This is a genomic window from Marinospirillum minutulum DSM 6287, assembly GCF_000422325.1.
Lineage (GTDB): Bacteria > Pseudomonadota > Gammaproteobacteria > Pseudomonadales > Halomonadaceae > Marinospirillum > Marinospirillum minutulum.
In genome coordinates, this window is record NZ_AULO01000009.1 from 337,298 (window position 1) to 355,650 (window position 18,353).

Annotated in this window: 17 protein-coding genes; 9 read left to right on the plus strand and 8 right to left on the minus strand. The window is 42.3% G+C overall.

All coding sequences use genetic code 11. The annotated features are described in order from the left end of the window. Positions 1-42 precede the first annotated feature (42 nt). Together H571_RS0103415 and H571_RS0103420 are read left to right on the plus strand one after the other, a co-directional pair. The gene (locus H571_RS0103415; protein WP_027848087.1) at positions 43-834 is read left to right on the plus strand and encodes an oxygen-binding di-iron domain-containing protein; all 792 of its coding nucleotides are present in this window, start codon (positions 43-45) and stop codon (positions 832-834) included. Between the two features lie 27 nt (positions 835-861). Continuing rightward, positions 862-2,070, plus strand: coding sequence for an HD-GYP domain-containing protein (locus H571_RS0103420; RefSeq protein WP_027848088.1), 1,209 nt, complete (start codon positions 862-864; stop codon positions 2,068-2,070). 49 nt (positions 2,071-2,119) lie between these two features. Here H571_RS0103420 and elbB read toward each other — a convergent pair whose 3' ends face one another. Beyond that, positions 2,120-2,794: an isoprenoid biosynthesis glyoxalase ElbB gene (gene elbB / locus H571_RS0103425; RefSeq protein WP_027848089.1), complete on the minus strand. Its 675-nt coding sequence runs from the start codon at positions 2,792-2,794 to the stop codon at positions 2,120-2,122. A gap of 146 nt (positions 2,795-2,940) precedes the next feature. Between elbB and hemB the strand changes: the two genes are divergently transcribed. The 3 genes from hemB to H571_RS0103440 all read left to right on the plus strand — a co-directional run bounded on the left by hemB (position 2,941) and on the right by H571_RS0103440 (position 6,574). After that, entirely contained in the window at positions 2,941-3,942 is a 1,002-nt protein-coding gene (gene hemB / locus H571_RS0103430) for a porphobilinogen synthase (RefSeq protein ID WP_027848090.1), read from the plus strand. Positions 3,943-3,961: 19 nt separating this feature from the next. Further along, positions 3,962-6,166, plus strand: a complete 2,205-nt coding sequence (gene ppk1 / locus H571_RS0103435) for a polyphosphate kinase 1 (protein WP_027848091.1) — start codon at positions 3,962-3,964, stop codon at positions 6,164-6,166. Between the two features lie 78 nt (positions 6,167-6,244). Next, complete coding sequence (locus H571_RS0103440; RefSeq protein ID WP_027848092.1) at positions 6,245-6,574, plus strand: hypothetical protein; 330 nt, start codon at positions 6,245-6,247, stop codon at positions 6,572-6,574. Positions 6,575-6,581: 7 nt separating this feature from the next. On the opposite strand, the gene H571_RS0103445 is transcribed toward H571_RS0103440, so the two are convergent. The 6 genes from H571_RS0103445 to pgi form a co-directional block, all read right to left on the minus strand. Beyond that, the gene (locus tag H571_RS0103445) at positions 6,582-7,115 is read right to left on the minus strand and encodes a DUF3087 family protein (RefSeq protein WP_211219750.1); all 534 of its coding nucleotides are present in this window, start codon (positions 7,113-7,115) and stop codon (positions 6,582-6,584) included. A gap of 33 nt (positions 7,116-7,148) precedes the next feature. After that, entirely contained in the window at positions 7,149-8,207 is a 1,059-nt protein-coding gene (locus tag H571_RS0103450; RefSeq protein WP_027848094.1) for a 3-deoxy-7-phosphoheptulonate synthase, read from the minus strand. A gap of 249 nt (positions 8,208-8,456) precedes the next feature. Next, positions 8,457-8,975, minus strand: a complete 519-nt coding sequence (locus tag H571_RS0103455) for a hypothetical protein (RefSeq protein WP_027848095.1) — start codon at positions 8,973-8,975, stop codon at positions 8,457-8,459. Positions 8,976-8,988: 13 nt separating this feature from the next. Next, a complete protein-coding gene (locus H571_RS0103460) occupies positions 8,989-9,729 on the minus strand; it encodes an OmpA/MotB family protein (protein WP_036217350.1) in 741 nt (246 codons plus the stop codon). 5 nt (positions 9,730-9,734) lie between these two features. Further along, a complete protein-coding gene (locus H571_RS0103465) occupies positions 9,735-11,003 on the minus strand; it encodes a hypothetical protein (RefSeq protein ID WP_027848097.1) in 1,269 nt (422 codons plus the stop codon). Between the two features lie 15 nt (positions 11,004-11,018). Further along, positions 11,019-12,689 carry a glucose-6-phosphate isomerase gene (pgi, locus tag H571_RS0103470; protein ID WP_027848098.1) on the minus strand — a complete coding sequence of 557 codons (1,671 nt, stop codon included), beginning with the start codon at positions 12,687-12,689 and terminating at the stop codon, positions 11,019-11,021. Positions 12,690-12,777: 88 nt separating this feature from the next. Here pgi and asd point away from each other — a divergent pair, with 88 nt between their 5' ends. Continuing rightward, positions 12,778-13,641 carry an archaetidylserine decarboxylase gene (gene asd / locus H571_RS0103475; RefSeq protein ID WP_027848099.1) on the plus strand — a complete coding sequence of 288 codons (864 nt, stop codon included), beginning with the start codon at positions 12,778-12,780 and terminating at the stop codon, positions 13,639-13,641. Here asd and H571_RS0103480 read toward each other — a convergent pair. Beyond that, positions 13,625-14,371 carry a MipA/OmpV family protein gene (locus H571_RS0103480; protein ID WP_027848100.1) on the minus strand — a complete coding sequence of 249 codons (747 nt, stop codon included), beginning with the start codon at positions 14,369-14,371 and terminating at the stop codon, positions 13,625-13,627. The genes asd and H571_RS0103480 overlap by 17 nt on opposite strands. Before the next feature lie 85 nt (positions 14,372-14,456). Between H571_RS0103480 and H571_RS14055 the strand changes: the two genes are divergently transcribed. The 3 genes from H571_RS14055 (at position 14,457) to H571_RS14060 (ending at position 18,343) form a co-directional block, all read left to right on the plus strand. Then, positions 14,457-15,119 carry a SanA/YdcF family protein gene (locus H571_RS14055; RefSeq protein ID WP_051168118.1) on the plus strand — a complete coding sequence of 221 codons (663 nt, stop codon included), beginning with the start codon at positions 14,457-14,459 and terminating at the stop codon, positions 15,117-15,119. Positions 15,120-15,230: 111 nt separating this feature from the next. Beyond that, a complete protein-coding gene (locus H571_RS0103490) occupies positions 15,231-17,027 on the plus strand; it encodes an EAL domain-containing response regulator (RefSeq protein ID WP_027848101.1) in 1,797 nt (598 codons plus the stop codon). Next, positions 17,015-18,343, plus strand: coding sequence for a PAS domain-containing sensor histidine kinase (locus H571_RS14060; protein WP_051168119.1), 1,329 nt, complete (start codon positions 17,015-17,017; stop codon positions 18,341-18,343). The genes H571_RS0103490 and H571_RS14060 overlap by 13 nt, the downstream gene beginning before the upstream one ends. Positions 18,344-18,353 lie beyond the last annotated feature (10 nt).

Here is an 18,353-nt window from a genome sequence, read left to right on the forward strand (position 1 = left end):
CAGAATAATAATAAAGGAAGAAACCACTAGGAGCCTGTCGAGATGAATGAAATTTTAGATGATGATCGCTTGTTATATGAAGATGATGATCACCAGTTTGTTTGGTTTGGCTGGGAAGAAGAGGAAGGTTCCAATTCTTTTGTGCAAACTAACCAGTGCTTAATCATTAATGGTGGTCAGGGTTACTTGTTTGACCCAGGTGGTACTTATGTATTTCATCAGGTGTTAGAGCAGGTAACCCGCTATTTGCATCCTCGGCAGCTCAATACCCTGCTAGCCACGCATCAAGATCCCGATGTGTGTTCTTCGGCTCCTTATTGGATGAAGGCAACCGATGCCAAGTTATTAATTTCACGCCTATGGCTGCACTTTGTTTCTCACTTTGGCTTAGATGAACCTGAACGTGTTGTTCCTCTGCCAGATAAAGGCGCTAAATTACGTCTGCCAACGGGTGATCATCTTTTAATTTTGCCTGCCCACTTTTTACACAGTGAAGGTAACTTTAGTATTTTTGATGAGCGCTCGGGTATTTTGTTTACTGGTGATATTGGGGCATCCATTTACCCAGAAGGCGGCCGTGAAATTTTTGTTAAAGACTTTGAAGCACATAAGGCCTATATGGAGCCTTTTCATAAACGCTACATGCATTCTAATGCTGTATGTCGGCATTGGGTCGCTAGAATTAGAGCTTTGCCTTACAAAGTAAAAATGATAGTGCCTCAGCATGGAGCAATGTTTCAAGAAGATCAGGTAGAAGCGTTTCTAACCTGGTTTGAAGAACTGCAGTGTGGTGGCGATTATTTACAAGCCATCTACGCTGATCAGCCTTTTTAGGTTACAGACAGACTGCAAGGATATGCTATGTTTTTGCGTGATTTTGAATTAACAAGAATAACGCCTGAACACCTTCAAGTGAATCAGCCGGTGCCTTGGTCTATTTATGACGAGTTTGGTAAGTTATTAATGGCCAAGGGTTCTACTCTACGCTCAGATAGGCAAAAGGAAATCTTAACTAGAGTAGGCTTATTTGCTCAAGAAATAGAGCCAGATCCAGAAAGCCTTATACCCAAACCTATAAAGTTTCGTCGTAAAGTTAACCCTTTTGCTGAATTTGATGAGCTTTGCTTAAAATTAGAAGAAGTTTTTAAGCTAATAGAAGCAGAAAAGCGACCCGCTGGTAGTGTTATTAAAAAGCGTGTTTACGATATAGCGACGCATATTCAAGGGTTGGTTGAATATGATAGCGATGCTTTATTAGGCGCGGTGCATTTAGCTGAACAGTTTCCTTACCATGTTCATCATCCAATGCAAATTGCAGTATTAACCGAGTTAATACTTGATCGTTTGCAGGTAGAGCAAACAGTAAGGTTGTCAGTTTTAGCAGCAGCTTTAACTGGCAATATAGCAATGAACCCTTATCAGCAGCGGTTACATCAACAAAAAACACCACTAAATGATCAGCAGCGCGAAGTAATCAATCGTCACCCACTACAGAGTGCACAAAAGTTAGAAGAAGCGGGAATTGATGATTTATTATGGATAGAGCTTGTTGCTCAGCATCATGAAAAACTAGATGGTACGGGTTACCCACGTAAGTTGAAGGGCGATGCTATTCGTCGAGAAGCAAGAATCTTGGCACTAGCCGATGTTTACACAGCCATGGTAACGCACCGTCCCTATCGTAACCCTATAAAACACAAAGACTCTTTACGTGATATTTTCACTCAACGAGGCAGCAAATTCGATTCTAAACTAACACTACTGTTTTTGAATGAATTAGGTGTGTACCCGCCTGGGGTTTATGTTCGCCTTAACAATGGAGAGTTGGCAGTTGTTATTGGTCGTACGCCAGACCCACGTTCACCTTTGGTGGCTAGTATTAAGAAAACCGATGGCGATTTATTTTTATCGCCTAGACGTAGAAACACTGCCACTGAACAGTTTGCTATTCGCAGCGCTTGTAATGTTAATGAACGAATAAAAATTAACCCTGCAACCCTTTGGGGCATTAGTGCAATTAGGGTTAATTCATTTGGTGTAGATTTATCTGGTGTAGCAGACCTAATCTAAAAAAAGTAGCCCTGCTTAATAGAGGGCTACTGGTTTTAATTAAGTTAACTTAGGCTAGCTCAAGCACTTTATCAACGAGTTTAAAAATGCCGGCTTTTGCTTCAGTAATTCTGCTGGCTAGCATATAGGCAGGCGTAGTAACCACCTTGTGGTTGTTATCAACTACTATTTCGTCAACAGCACAGCTTTTGTGCAATGAGCCCATGCTAGTCATAGCACCTTCAACCGCAGCATCGTTTCCAACAGTACATAAAATACCTGGCTGAATTAACTTAGCAGTAATGGCTGGTGTGATGCACATCAGGCCAATGGGCTTTTCTGCTTGGTAAAAGGCCTGTACAAAAGCTTGTACCTTTTTATCTACCGTACAGGCAGCGCCCTCTGTAGCAAAAGTAGAAAAGTTTTTAGCTACACCAAAACCACCGGGAAGTATGACTGCGTCATAATCTTCAGGATTAGCTGTTGATAAGGCAATAATCTCTCCTCTGGCTAAACGTGCTGCTTCAACTAAAAGGTTGCGGCTTGCAGCACCTTCTGGCTGGCTGTCTTTAACCTCTTCACCTGTTAGGTGGTTAATCACATGAGCTAGTGGTTTGTCTGGCGCGATAAACTGATAGTCAGCATCTTTTTCGTCTAGGCGAAGTAGGGTTAGTACCGTTTCATAAATTTCTGCGCCGTCATAAACGCCACAACCTGCAATTAACAAAGCGACTTTCTTTTTCATTGTATTCTCCAAGGGAAGCTAGTCTGTAACAATCAAATTTAGCTAGATAAAGCGTGGGTGGCAAACTGTTGCAGTTTAAATGCAACCTTTGACTGATATACTAGAAGTAAGTTTTATCTTTATATTGCTTTTAAGAGGGTTTAAGCGTGCAAACAACTTTTCGTCAGTTTCCAGCTACTCGTATGCGTCGTATGCGTGCGGATGATTTCTCACGTCGTTTAATGCGAGAAACCGAGCTAACGCCCAATGATTTTTTAGTACCCATTTTTGTACAAGAAGGTACAAATGCCCGTAACCCTATCCCATCCATGCCAGGAGTTGATCGCCTAAGTATTGATTTACTTGTACAAGAAGCACGTGAGCTGGCTGCTTTAGGTATTCCTGGTATTGCACTTTTTCCGGTTGTTGGACAAGAAGGTAAAAGCGAATTTGCTGAAGAAGCTTACAGTGCTAACGGCCTAGTACAGCGCAGCATTAAGGCAGTAAAAGATGCCGTACCTGAGTTGGGTATTATTACGGATGTTGCGCTTGATCCTTACACAACTCATGGTCAGGATGGCATTATTGATACTCAAGGCTACGTATTAAATGACCGTACCGTTGAAACACTGGTTAAGCAAGGCTTATCTCATGCTGAAGCGGGTGCGGATGTTCTAGCCCCATCCGATATGATGGATGGACGTATAGGTGCGCTACGCCAAGTGCTAGAACAAGAAAACTTGGTAAATACACGCATTTTATCCTATGCGGCTAAGTATGCCTCCGCTTATTATGGGCCTTTCCGTGATGCGGTGGGTTCATCGGCCAACTTGGGTAAGGCTAATAAAGCCAGTTATCAAATGGACCCAGCTAATAGCGATGAAGCTTTACACGAGGTGGCTTTAGACTTAGCAGAAGGCGCTGACATGGTAATGGTTAAACCAGGTATGCCTTACCTAGATATAGTCCGCCGTGTAAAAACCCAATTTGGTGTACCTACTTTGGTTTATCAGGTCAGTGGTGAATACGCTATGCACATGGCGGCGATAGAAAAAGGCTGGTTAACAGAGGCCGTAATGATGGAAGCGCTAGTCTGTATGAAGCGTGCTGGCAGTGATGGCGTCCTAACTTATTACGGTAAACGTGCAGCAGAACTATTAAATCAATAAACGTAAGGGACAGGGATAGATGGCGATAAAAACAGAAGCAACAAATCAAGTAGAAGCCAGCACTCAAACACCTGCAACTAGCGCCCCTCGTGCTAGTTTGCGTATTAACCAGAGTAAAAGTGGTGTTAGGCGGCGTAAGCTAGATGACAGCATTGATCTTGATGCAGCTGATTTGTACTTTAATCGCGAACTATCCCACTTGCAGTTTAATATTCGAGTGCTAGAGCAGTCTTTAGATGCTAGTCACCCGCTTTTGAATCGACTATTTTTTCTTTTGATTTTCTCTAGCAACCTAGATGAGTTTTTTGAAATACGTGTGGCAGGTCTGCGCCGCCAAGTTGCCTTAGATAGAGAAAAATCTGCTATAGATGGTATGCGCCCAAGCGAAGTCTTAAAAGAAATTTCACGCTTATGCCATGAACAGGTTGAGCGTCAATATAGCCTTTTAAATGAAGTGCTAATCCCAGCGATGGAAGAAGAACAGATACGCTTTATTCGTCGTGAGCAATGGACAAAAGAACAAGCTGCTTGGGTTAAAGAGTTTTTTAATAATGAAATTTTGCCAGTCATTAGCCCTATAGGTTTAGATCCTTCTCACCCTTTTCCACGCTTGGTAAATAAAAGCTTAAACTTTATTGTTTCTTTAGAAGGCAAAGATGCTTTTGGTCGCGAAGGTGGCTTGGCTATTCTACCCGCGCCTCGTTCTTTATCACGCTTATTACGCTTGCCTGATGAACTCTGTGAAGGTGGCGATAATTTTGTTTTTTTATCTTCAATGATTCACGCCCATGCAGAATCACTTTTCCCCGGAATGAAGGTGAAAGGCTGCTACCAGTTTAGAATTACCCGCAATGCCGACCTAGCTGTGGATTCTGAAGATGTATCCGATTTAGCCAGTGCGCTACGTGGTGAGCTTTTATCTAGGCGCTATGGCGATGCAGTACGTGTTGAAGTGGCAGATAATTGCCCAGAAGAATTGGCTCAGTTTTTATTGAGGCAGTTTTCCTTAACCGATGAAGAGCTTTACCGAGTTAATGGCCCCGTTAATTTAAACCGCCTTATGGCTGTTATGGGACAGATAGATCGCCCAGACTTACACTACAAGCCTTTTACTCCCGGCCTACCTAAACCGCTGCGTAAAGAAGAAGGCTCAATTTTTAATGCCATTAGTCAGGGAGATTTATTATTACATCACCCTTTTGAAAGCTTTTCTCCGGTTGAAGACCTGCTAAGAGAAGCAGCTAATGACCCAGATGTAGTAGCCATAAAACAAACCCTTTATCGTACAGGCGCAGATTCCAATATTGTTAGTGCGCTTGTTGAAGCCGCCCGTAATGGTAAAGAAGTCACTGTTGTTATAGAGCTAAGGGCACGCTTTGATGAAGCAGACAACCTTACGCTTGCTAGCCGCTTACAAGAAGCGGGTGCTATTGTTATTTATGGTGTGGTTGCCTATAAAACCCATGCAAAAATGATGCATTTGTTGCGTCGAGAGCAGGGACGTTTACGCCCTTATGCCCACTTGGGAACAGGTAATTACCATGCAAAAACAGCACGCCTTTATACTGATTATGGTTTATTAACTGCCAATAAAGACATTTGTGAAGATGTGCATAAGGTGTTTTTGCAACTTTGTGGAATGGGACAAGTATTAAATATGCGCAAACTGCTTCATGCGCCTTTTACCCTACACAAAAAACTAATCGAAATGATTGATAGAGAAGCAGACTTTGCAAGCGCAGGCAAAAAGGCACGCATTATTATTAAAGTAAATGCTATTACTGAGCCTAAACTTATAAAAGCACTTTATCGGGCTAGCCAAGCAGGTGTTGAAATCGACTTAATTGTTCGCGGCATTTGTTGCTTAAAACCCGGCATTGCCGAAGTATCAGAAAATATTAAAGTGCGCTCTATTATTGGTCGCTTCTTAGAGCACACACGTGTTTTCTGTTTTTATAATGATGGTCAAGAAGACGTTTACTGCGCTAGTGCTGACTTTATGGAGCGTAACTTATTTCATCGTGTAGAAACCTGCTTCCCTTTATTAGACCCACGTTTGGCTAATAGAGTACGTAAAGATTTAGAAACCTATTTGTTAGATAACTGCCAAAGCTGGGAGCTACTAAGTGATGGAACTTATTTGCTGAATTCACCAGCAGAAGGCAAGGCAGAGGTTAGTGTGCAAGAAACCTTGTTAGATGCCTATGCAGAAAAGCTTGGTTAGCTGGGTAGGCAAAGGTTTTTCTTGGTGCTAGGCTGTAAGGACTAGTGAAAGTTTTAAACAGCTTTAATGGAAAGAAAAATGATTAAACAACCCTTAGATGTAACACCGCAAGTTGCTGGGCTATGTTGGATTAAAGAAGATCAGTGGTCACGTTTAATTGAAGTGGCCGAAGATAGTGCTAGCTTAGAAAAAACCTGGCAAGAGTGGCAGGAAAAAAGCTTAGAAATGATTGAGGTTTTTGCAACACGCAATATTTTAATTGAGAAGGTAGAAGTGGATGTTGAAGCTTTAATTGACTGGTGCCAAGAACGTGAAAAGCCAGTTAATGCTTCAAGTCGTGCTGAATATGTTACCGCTTTAATGATGGAACAAAAAAAGTTAAAAACGGACCAAACCACACGCCATTAAGTGTATCTTAAGGCGTTTGTTCTTCTAGGGTTGCTAGCCAAGCTGGGTCTAAATAATTTATATGAGTCGGCAGGTTTAACCCCTGCATTTGCTCTTCAGTCGCTAACTTCTCAACTTTTAACTCTAGTAGTGCAGTGTCATCACCTTCTAGGCGGTGCATTTGTTCCAGCGCCAGATGGTAAAAGCGCAATAGCTTTAATGCTTCAGGGTTATTCGTTGCTGCCAAGGCTTTAATGGTGTGCATTTTATTAGTAACACGCATTAAATTACGTTTTAAGTGCCAGCCATAGATAGCTTCTTGCATAAAAGGTTGTTTACTAAATACCAACTTAACCAGTAAGAGGGTGACTAGTAAACCAAGCAAAACACCCAGCAAATTTAGACGAAAATTATTACCGCCAGGGCTACCCCAAATAATGACTAGCAGGCTAGCCAAACCCATACCTAAAGATGCAAAAACCACAATTAAAATTAAACTGCTTTTACGTGTTTTTTGGCGATAGTCTATTGGGTCTAAGCTTTTAAGTGTAAACATAAACATCTTAATTTTACTCGTTAATGATAGCCAGCCACTTTATGCAGGCTCAGCTATGTGAGTGCTTAGTCTAACCTGCTGGGCTAATTTAAGCAGGCTACTACTGGTTGCTTGCCAATCTAAGCAGGGGTCAGTCATAGATTGACCGTAAACACCTTCTGTTGCTTGAAAAGGTTGCTGCCCTGCTACTAAAAAGCTTTCTAACATAACACCTAAAATAATTTGGCTTTCTTGCAGTTGTTGCCCAACACTTTCTAGTACCTGCTGCTGGCGTTCTGCCACCTTGCCACAATTGGCATGGCTAGCATCAATCATTACACGGTGATTAACCCCAGCGGCACGTAAAGCATGACTGGCAGCGGCTACCTGATCTGGATGGTAGTTGGGGCCAGCATTACCACCACGCAATACTAAATGACTGGACTGATTACCGGGCGAGTTAGATAAAACTAACTGTCCATGACTATTGATACGTGTAATTTGCTGAGGCTGAGCTGCTGCTTTAATGGCATTGATTGCTACTGAAAAACCACCATCAGTACCATTTTTAAAGCCGATGCTGCCAGGTAATTGGCTGGCCATTTCACGGTGGGTTTGTGATTCAGTCGTGCGTGCACCTAAGGCATACCAGCTAACTAAATCTTCAAAGTAAGGGGCTAAAAAAGGATTCAGAGCTTCGGTTGCTAAAGGTAAGCCTAGTTGAGCAACTTGCAACATAAGTTGGCGTGACCTAACCAAACCCTTAGTTAAATTGTTGCTGCCATCCCTGTCTGGGTCGTTAACCATGCCTTTCCAGCCCAAGCAGGTACGGGGTTTTTCTAAGTAAACACGCATGATTAATAAAAGCTTATCAGCAACTTTTTCTTGTAGCTTTACTAGGCGCTGAGCGTAATCTAGCGTGGCACTAATATCATGTACGGAGCAAGGGCCTACGACTACGATTAATCGCTTGTCTTCACCTGCAACAATTTTTTGAACGGCCAAGCGTTGCTGCATTATTTGTGTTTGTAAAGCCTTGGGTAAAGGCAGTTGTTGTCTTAGTTCAGCTGGTGTTGTGATAAGTCGTTCATTCGTTGGTGTGGATAGTTTACTGTTCATTGCCAAATTTTCCTTATAAAAAAACCCCGGTGATTGGACTGCACCGGGGTTTTTTTATCTATGCCTGGGCAGCCACTAGGCGCCCGCAAAAAAGCTCAGACGCGATGAATTCTGCTAAACCAATAGCCATAAAAAGAGAAGCTAGCTTTTGCTAGGCGTGTCTTTTGGTTAAGAGAACTATGCTGCATGTCTGCTGCCTTTTATTAAATATTTGTTTACTGGCTAACAACGATAAACGCCCTAATTCAGTTATGCAAGCTTTTCTGCCAAACCTTGTACTGGGTAAAGCGTATAAACTCGAAAAAACTCCTCTCTGGAGAAGGTTTTAATTAGATTCTTACTATAAGCAATTTTGCGATTTTTTTGTAAATCGAAGCCTTTGTAGTTCAGTAACTGCAAACACTCAGCACAGATTTGGCGTGAAGAGGACTCATTGCCTAGCGGTAAATCACCCGTGCGTCTGGTGCTAACCCAAACCATTTGGTTATTTGCCCAGCTTTGTGTAAGGGGGCATTGGGCTAAGTGATAGTCGGTTGCGGCTTCTAGGTAAACTGCAATACGGGTATTTTTTAAGCCCCAAGTTGCATCTGCAAAGTGCTTAAGGCGATGAAGTGGTAGCTGTTTACCCTGCTGATCTAATTCAGACCTTTCTTTACCCGTTAGGTGCTTGTCAGGATTAAATAGCTCAAAATGCCCAGCTTTACGTGCACCCATTTTTAAACGTAATACTTTGAAAGGTTCAAACTCTGTGAAATTTGGTAATTTCATTTAATTAACCACTTCATTCTTTTACTTCAAGGCTAAGTGGCTGGCGCTGTTCTTCTAAAATAGCGCGAATACGTGAGTCTGCATCGGTGCGTACCCGGAATTCAACTCGGCGTGAAAGCTCATTGTTTTCAATGCCATCACTAGTATAAATTGGTTGGGATGATGACAAGCCATTAGCGGTTAAGTATTGCTTTAACCATTCTTGTTCTTTAGCGACAGCCGCTAGGTTAATGACATACTCCAAGCTTGAGCGGGTTCTTTCTTGCGATAAACGCATATTGTTTATATAGGCTTCATTTGGTGTGCGGGCATTAGTCCAGTCACGTGAAGTGTGGCCTTCTATACGTACTTCCTCTATGTCTTCTCGGTAATTAGCAGAAGTAATAACTCGCACATAGCGGGGAAAAAAATCATTTAAAATTTCTTCAAATGCTGGTCTAAGTTGTGAAGAACCTACTTCGAATAATACGCCGCTGTCTTGGAAACTAATCACCAAGTCTGGGGTTAGTTTTGCACCCCAGCGGGGTAAATCTTCTTCAAATTCATCCAGCAGGTCTTGGTAAAGCATTTGCCTTAAATCTAGGTAAATTTCCGCAACTTCACGCATTCGCTCACTTTCTTTTTGTACTATCACCATAAAAACGACTGAAACTAATAAAAATACCATCATAAGTGCAGCCATTAAATCACTAACAGAAATCCAGTGAGCACCTTCTTCATCCGCTAGAACCTCTTCCTCTTGATTGCGCAACATGGTTCTTAAGCACTCCCACTCTTGCTGTTTTTATCGAGCTGTTCAGCAACTCTAACTAATTCACGTAGCTTGTCTGTTAGGGGGGTGTAATCACTCACAAACTTTTCAGAAAGTGCGGCCATTTGGCTGCCAAAAGTTTGTAAAGAGTGGGTGAGTTCATGCTCTAAGGCAGCATCTAACCTAACTAGTTGCTGTTCTGTTCTATCAAGCGTTGAGTTGGTTAGCTTTTGTTGGCGAGCTAGCTGTTCATCTAAGCGTGGTCCAAGTACTTCATTTAAGTTTTCAACGCTGTCAGCAACACGTTTAGCAGAACCGTCGATTAAGCGCTGCATTTGTGTGTGTTGTTTGTCTAGCTGACCGGCTAGGCCATCGGTGAGGGTATGAATACGTTCTTCTAGTTTAGGTAAACCACCACCTGCTTTATTCACTAGGTTAGCTAAAGAATCTAGGTATTTACCCAGTGATTCGGACTGCTGTTGTAAACCGCTCATTACACTGCCAAGCGTTTCAGCCACTTCATTAAAGGCTTGGGTGTGTTCTACCATGGTTTTATAGGCTTCGGTGGCCTTGTCTAATACCTTGCCGTTAGCACGCTGCTCGTTTAATAAAGCTTCTAGCTCTTCTTTGTAGTTATCTTGCCATTGCAGCATTTGCCCTACAGCCTCATTTAGCTGTTGGAAGTTTTCACCATACTGGGTGCCAATTTGCTGATTAAAATCTGCCAGCAAGCTTTGCAAGGCGGTAACTAGGGCTTTGGAGTTAGCATCGGCCATTTGTTGTTGGTAATCACCTATGCCTTTAGCAAAAGTTTTTAAGCTGGTTTCTAGGCGTTGATCAGTGCTTTTTAAATACTCATCTACCTTGGTTAATCCAGAGTTTTTTAATAGCAGGCGTATATCCCCTAGCAGTGTGGCTAGATCATCCATGGTGGCACCGGTAACTTGCACACTGCCATCCATGCCACGCACATGATTAAGCACATGGCGCATTTTTATAGTCATGGCGCCTAACAAACCGGCAATAGAAGACCAAAAAGCAGTTTTTAAGCCTTCAATTAATTGCGGAACACTGGCTTCTACATCGGCTGCATCAAAATTCATTAAACCTAGGGCAATACCCAAAAAAGTACCAAAAATACCCACGCTGGTAAGGATGGAGGGGGCGGCATTAACGGTACGCAAAGAGTAAACCGGCCCATGGAAATAGGCTGTCATTACTGTTATAAGAAAAATGAAAAATAACGTCAGTGGTGAAAAAGCACTTATAAAATTCATAAAGCGTTTATTTCTCTAGGGTTGTTTTGTTGTTGTAAGGCAATGGTTTAATAACCCGCTAGTTGAAGGGTCAAAAGCTAAGGATGTAGCCTGCTGATCTTCAGCCAGTAGCGCTTGTTCGGTAGCTAGGGCAATTTTTTTGCCTAGCTCAACACCCCATTGATCGAAGGGGTTGATGTTCCATATTGCCGCCTGTACAAAAACCTTGTGTTCATAAAGAGCAATTAGCTGACCCAGGCTATAAGGTGTTAGCTCATTAATCATTAGTGTGGTCGAGGGCTGGTTACCACGGTAAAGCATGTGTGGCATGGGTTGGTCAGCATCAAGTTTTGGTACGGCTGCATCGCCCAGCATTAATAAGCGGGATTGCGCCAAACAGTTGGCTAAAGATAAACGGTGTTGGTCTTGAAATTGACGCTTGGTTTCTGGGTCTTCTATTTCTTCATAGCGGTGAACAGGCGCAATAAAGTCACAGTTAACCGCTTCAGTACCTTGGTGAAGTAGCTGATAAAAAGCATGTTGTGCATTAGGCCCTAGCTCTCCCCAAAGCACTGGACAGGTGGCATAGTCAACCGGCTCGCCTTCGCGAGTGGTGCTTTTACCATTGGACTCCATTTCTAACTGAGTAAGGTAATCTGGAAAATATTTTAACCGACCATCGTAAGGCAAAATGGCATGAGCACGAATATTCAAAAAGTTGATATTCCAAATGCCACTTAAAGCCAGTAATACAGGCAGGTTATCTGTTAAAGGACTGGTAGCAAAGTGCTTATCTAAAGCGTGTGCTCCAGCCAGCAGTTGCCTAAAACCTTGCATACCAATTTGTAGTGCAATAGGTAAGCCTATGGCTGACCAAAGGGAATAGCGTCCGCCCACCCAATCCCAAAATAATAACTGGTTTTCTTGGGCTATACCCCATTGCGTCATTTTTTCAACCGAGCCTGAAACACCTATAAAGTGCTGTTTTAAAATAAGTTTTTCATCTCCTAGTTTATCAATTAGCCAGTGACGCGCTGTATTGGCATTACTTAGGGTATCAATGGTACTAAAAGATTTGGATGAAAAGATAAAAAGGGTAGTAGCTGGGTTAAGTTGCTTTAAGCGCTCTGCTAACTGTGAGCCATCAATAGTAGAAGCAAAGTGAATATTTACGGGTGTAATATTTTTAGGTTGAAAATCGGCTAAAGCGTGACAAACCATTAAAGGTCCTAGGTCGGAACCACCTACCCCAAGGTTAACCACATCGGTGATGGGTAAACCCGTTATGCCCCGCCACTGACCGGCATGTATTTTTTCTACTAGCTGCTGCATTTTTTCTAAACTAGCTTGTATGCTTAAATTAACATCAACACCCTCAACCCATAACTCTTCACCAGCCGGTAGGCGTAAAGCCGTGTGGAGTGCGGGTCTGTTTTCGCTATTGTTAACAGGTTGGCCACTAAGCAAGTCATGGATTTTAGTACCAAGTTGGCATTCTTCAGCAAGTTGTAATAAAAGCTGTAATGTTAAAGGCTCTAGGCGCTGTTTAGATAAGTCTAACAACAAGCCATCAAAGTGACGGCTTAGCTCCTTGAAACGCTGTTCATTATTACTCATATCGCGTAAATGACGATTGCCTGTTTGTTTTGCTTCTTGTTCTAAGGCATACCAACTGGCTAGGGTGCTGGGGCGTGACATATTTAACATTTCCTTGCTAGATCTTTTAGGAAGTTTACCTTTTTGTAGGTGCTATCCGCTACAATGCGTAGGTCTATTCCACAACAGGGCATTTTTTGTGAATAAATCTAAATTATTTTCTTGGCTGCAGTATTTATTGCCACAGCATTTATTATCGCGCTTAACCGGACGCTTAGCTGACTGTCGCGTTGGTTGGATTAAAAATCAGCTGATTAAAGCTTTTATTAAACGCTTTAATGTCGATATGAGCGAAGCGCTACAAGAAGATCCTACTGCTTTTAGTAGCTTTAATGACTTCTTTACCCGCGAGTTAAAACCTGATGCGCGTGAAATCTTAGCAGATCCTAGCCAGTTAGTTAGCCCTGCAGATGGTGCTATTAGTGAATTAGGCGAATTACAGCATGGTCAGCTAATGCAGGCTAAAGGCATTAACTACAGTCTTACCCGTTTATTGGGCGGTGATTTAGAAAAAGCACAACCTTTTATGGGTGGTAGCTTTGCCACCATTTATTTATCCCCCAAAGACTACCACCGTGTCCATATGCCTATACAGGGTCGTTTGCTAGAGACAATTTATGTACCGGGTAAGCTTTTTTCGGTTAATCAGGCTACGGCAGACAATGTACCTGGGTTATTTGCTCGTAATGAGCGTTTGGTGTGTTTTTTTGAAACGCCCGCAGGCCCTATGGCGCTCATTTTAGTGGGTGCAATGATAGTGGCAGGAATAGAAACGGTTTGGGATGGGCAAGTAGCACCACCTGCTCGCCAAGTAACCCTTAGAGATTTTAATAACCCTCAACCAGTGGTATTAGAAAAAGGTCAGGAAATGGGGCGCTTTAAGTTAGGCTCTACGGCTATCGTAGTTTTTGGGCCAGATGCCGTAGAGTGGCGTGAAGATCTACAAAATGGTACGCCAGTAAGGTTAGGTGAGGCCTTAGCAAAGCTTAAAAGCTGTAGTTAAGGGCACCAAAAACACCGCTAAGATAATTCCTGTCAACCAAAGGGCTAGCAGTAACACTCTTAGCTAGCTTACGGGTTGTTACTAGGAGTGTAAACGATGTATTAGGGCTAACTTTATAGCTAGTCAACAAGCTAGCCCTAAGCTGTACCCCATCTTTTGCTTTATAAGCATTTCGCCCTGCTTGTGCTTCATTGTTAGTCACGCCAAAGTAGTAGTCCAAAAGGTTACTGCTTTGCCAAGTGACGTTAGCGCCAGGTATAAGTAATAATTTAGAAGTAGCAGGAAATACATAGGCATAGCCTAAGTCGAAAGACTGTCCTTTATGCCTTCCTAAAGTATCGGTTAACACCTTGGCTGTATAACGATTAAAGCCTCGCTGTAAAGTTGCTCCAGCCCCTGCATCTAAGGACCATTGGCGCGTTTTCATTCCGCTTAAATAACCTGAGTCAGAAGCTTTATAGCCTTCTAAACGACCCGCCGCTAACAGTGAAAGTGTAAGCTTTTTACCTCTTTCTCCTTGACTCCAGAGATAAATACCGCCTTCAATACCTCTAAAATACCCCTTACTTCCTTCGTAGCTTAGATAGCCAGGAATCGTATTGGGGTTAGAGGCAACATCTCGGTAGGGGCTTTGACCCTTAGCAAAACCAATTCCTACACCTAATTTGGCTTGTAAATTAAAGCTAATCAATAAGGTGGTAAGGGTAAATAAAGTAACTTTAAATCTCATCTTTGACTCACTAGATAACAAATACATGCGATATTTTATCGCTAAGTGATTAGAATACATCATAAGATTAGAGTTAGGAGCTAAGATGAAAAAGAAAATACCAAGGCTCACTCTAGTGTGGTGGCGTCTTGTTGCTTTTACAGCCTTCTGCCTAGTATTTCTTTTAGCAAGTAATGCTTGGCTAGTTGGCGTAACTTCTGCAAGGCTTATCAAACCAGAAGAGGGCTGTAGGAGTGACTTTGAAGTCGCCTTAGTTTTTGGTACAAGTCAGTTTTTACGTTCAGAGCGCTCTAACCCCCATTATTATGGGCGTATTAACCTAGCTGCGCAGCTTTATCAGCAAGGAAGGGTAGAACACCTGCTTTTATCAGGTGACAATCGCAGCCTTTATTATAACGAGCCTGCCAAAATGCAGCAGGATCTTTTAGATAGAGGCGTACCGCTAGAAGCCATGACACTGGATTCCGCAGGCTTTAGCACCTTTGACAGTTTAAAGCGTAGTCGTGATGTTTATGGTTTGCATCAGTTAGTGCTCATTACACAAGAATACCATTTACCACGGGCATTATTTATTGCCGATCACTTAGGAATAGAAGCTAGTGGTTGTGCTGCCGAAGGGCCAGAATGGTCAGCAATGCGTAAAGTCTGGCTAAGAGAAGTGGCAGCCAGATTAAAAACCTTGGGTGATCTGTATATTTGGCAACGAGAGCCTCGTATTTTGGGTGATCCTCAGCCAATTAACCTTTAATGCCATTAATGTTTGGTGACAAGAAATCAGCGATAAGCAACTAGACGTTTTCTACTAAGTTACCTAGATTAAATAGACAACCGCCTATTATTTGGTTTTAACGAGCAGCTTATGAATTTAATATCTTTCTCACGTGATACAGCAACATCGAAAGAAAGTGATGATTTGCTCTATTTTACCGAAGAGCTGGAAACCTCAGCAGAGGCAGATCTAACTGAATCCACGCCAGTTTTTAAGGTTTTAATTGTAGATGATGATGAAGATATTCATCTGGCTACCCGGTTAACCCTAAAAAACATGCAATTTAAAGGCAGAAGATTAGAGTTTATTGATGCTTACTCAGGTGAAGAAGCCTATTACTTGTTACAAAGCCACCCAGACACAGCGGTTATGCTACTTGATGTGGTTATGGAAACAGAACAAGCAGGTTTAAATTTAATTGGTCAAATCCGTCATCATTTAGGCTTGCAGAGCCTCCGAATTATTTTAAGAACTGGCCAACCAGGTTATGCGCCAGAGCTAAAAACCGTTGCTCGCTATGATATTAACGACTACAAAACAAAAACAGAGTTAACTCACGACAAGCTTCATGTCATTATGATGACTGCTTTGCGTAGTTACCTGCTTTACGAAGAACTAGTTACCCTAGCTTATGACGACCCTTTAACTGGTCTATTTAATCGTAATGGCTTGTTAAATATGTTGAATTTACAGCTAGGCAGCTACTCAGAAGAAGCCGAGCAACAACTTCAGCTTGCTCTAATCGACCTGAATCAATTCTCTGTTTTAAATGACACCTTTGGTAACCAACAGGGTGACCTACTTTTAAAAGCTTTTGCCCGACGCTTAGAAAACCAAGAAGGGTGCCTAGTTGCAGCACGTTTAAATGCAGATCACTTTGCCTTGTTATACCAAGGTGATGCCGAACACTTAAAAGCTAGAGAATCACTGACCCAGCCAATTTTATTTGATGATATTGAGCACCCTCTAAGCTTTTGTATAGGTGTAGCTACCTGCACAGAAGGAATGACAGGCGATGAACTTTTAAGTTATGCCACTATGGCTTTAAAGCGAGCTAAAAATCAAGGTCATGGCAGTTGTGTTATTTTCAAGCCCGCCATGGTAGAAGAGCTGCGCCACCATTCACAAATGTTGCGTAGCCTAAAACGTGACTTAGATTTAGGGCAGTTGTTTTTAGAATATCAGCCACAAATTGACCTAGCCACCAACCAGCTTTTAGGTGTTGAAGCCTTAGTACGCTGGCACCCTGCTGGCGGGCAGCGCATACCCCCCGATCAGTTTATTCATCTTGCCGAGCAATCTGGCTTAATTATTAAGTTAGGTGACTGGGTACTTCAGCAAGCTTTATTAGATTTACAAGAGCTACTGCCAGAGTTGCCCCACCTGCGTATGGCGGTAAATGTTTCTGCATTACAGTTCAATCAGCCTGACTTTGAAAGCAAGGTCGCTAAGGTTTTAACAAGTAGTAACCTTAGCGGGCATAACCTTGACCTTGAAATTACTGAATCTGTTGGTGTGCTTGGGTCGATGGAAGTTGAAAACAAATTCTCCTACCTAAAGCAGCTAGGGGTGACACTTTCGATTGATGATTTTGGTACGGGCTTTTCTTCACTTTCTTATTTAGAAAAACTCAGTGCCGATAGATTAAAAATTGACCGGAGTTTTGTCGCTAAATTAGATGCATCGGGTTCTGGTCAACGCATAGCACAAATGATTATTGGCCTAGGTCAGCGTTTAAACTTACAGGTTTTGGCAGAAGGTATAGAAACCACCTCTCAGCTAGAAGAACTGAAAGCACTGGGCTGCCACGAAGGGCAAGGCTACCTTATTGCTCGGCCTATGCCTTTAGATGCACTCTTGGAATGGATTGATCAGTGGAACTGCTGATAGCCAGCATTCTATTTCTTAGTACAGCACTGCTGTTGGCTTTATTGTTTGTAATGCAGTGTGAAAAAACTTTAAAAGCTCGTGAAATTCAATTAGAAGCCATTTTTGATACCTCCCCAACACCCTTATTAGTGGGTTACTGGTTAGACGGTGACTACGCCACTGAACGCGTTAATTCAGCTTGGATTCAAAAGTTTCAAATTCCAGAAAAGCAAGTAGCAGGCTTTAAAGCAGGTGAGTTTTCTTGGTGGGTTTCAGCTGAGGATAGAGCACGTTTAATTAAGCAAGCTCATGCTGGTTTACCCGTCGAAGAATTTAATGTGTGGATGCGGCAAGCCAATGGCGAAGAATTTTTAGGTTCGCTTTCTTCACAAACCGTTGTGGTTAGTGGTCGTCAAATGCTAGTCATTGCCTATGAGGACATTTCCAGCAACTACCAAATGCAGGCACAGCTTAGAGAGTTGAATCGAACCCTAGAAGAAAGGGTTGAACGCCGCACTTTTGATTTAACCCAAGCCAATACCAAGCTAGAAGAAACCCTTAAAAGTTTAGAAAAAGCCCAGCAAGATTTAATTCAATCTGAAAAGTTAGCTGCCTTGGGTTCACTCGTTGCCGGTGTCGCTCATGAACTTAATACGCCCATCGGTAATGCACTTATGTCTTCAACCACCTTAGGTAATGATCTAGAAAACCTAGGTGAAGCTTTGCAAGAAGGATTAAGGCGCTCTTCACTGGAACTATTTTTAAACGAAGGGGGTCAGTCCTTGGCAATTTTGCAGCGTAATTTAGAAAGAGCTTCGGGGCTAATTAGTAGTTTTAGACAGGTAGCAGTGGATAGAACTACCTCGCAGCTAAGGGAGTTTAATTTACATCAAGTGCTAGTGGAAGCCATTACACTTTTACAGCCATTATTAAGAAACACTAATTATCAGATTTTAATTGATGTACCAGAAGATTTAGAAATAACCAGTTACCCAGGCCCTTTGGGGCAAGTAATTACTAACCTAATTCAAAATGCACTAATACACGCTTTTGAAAAGCAAGAAGAAGGTTTAATAAAACTTAAAGCAGCCTGTAAGGGTGATGAGCAGCTGGTTGAATTAAGCGTGCAGGATAATGGCGCTGGTATGAGTAAGGCCTTACAAAAAAAAGCCTTTGACCCTTTTTTTACCACTAAAATAGGCCAAGGTGGTACGGGTTTAGGTTTGCACCTAGTGCACAATATTGTTACTGGTGTGTTGGGTGGACGAATTCAGCTAAGCAGTGAGTTAGGGCAGGGCAGTTGTTTTATCCTGACCTTCCCTAGTCAGGTATAAATTCATCATT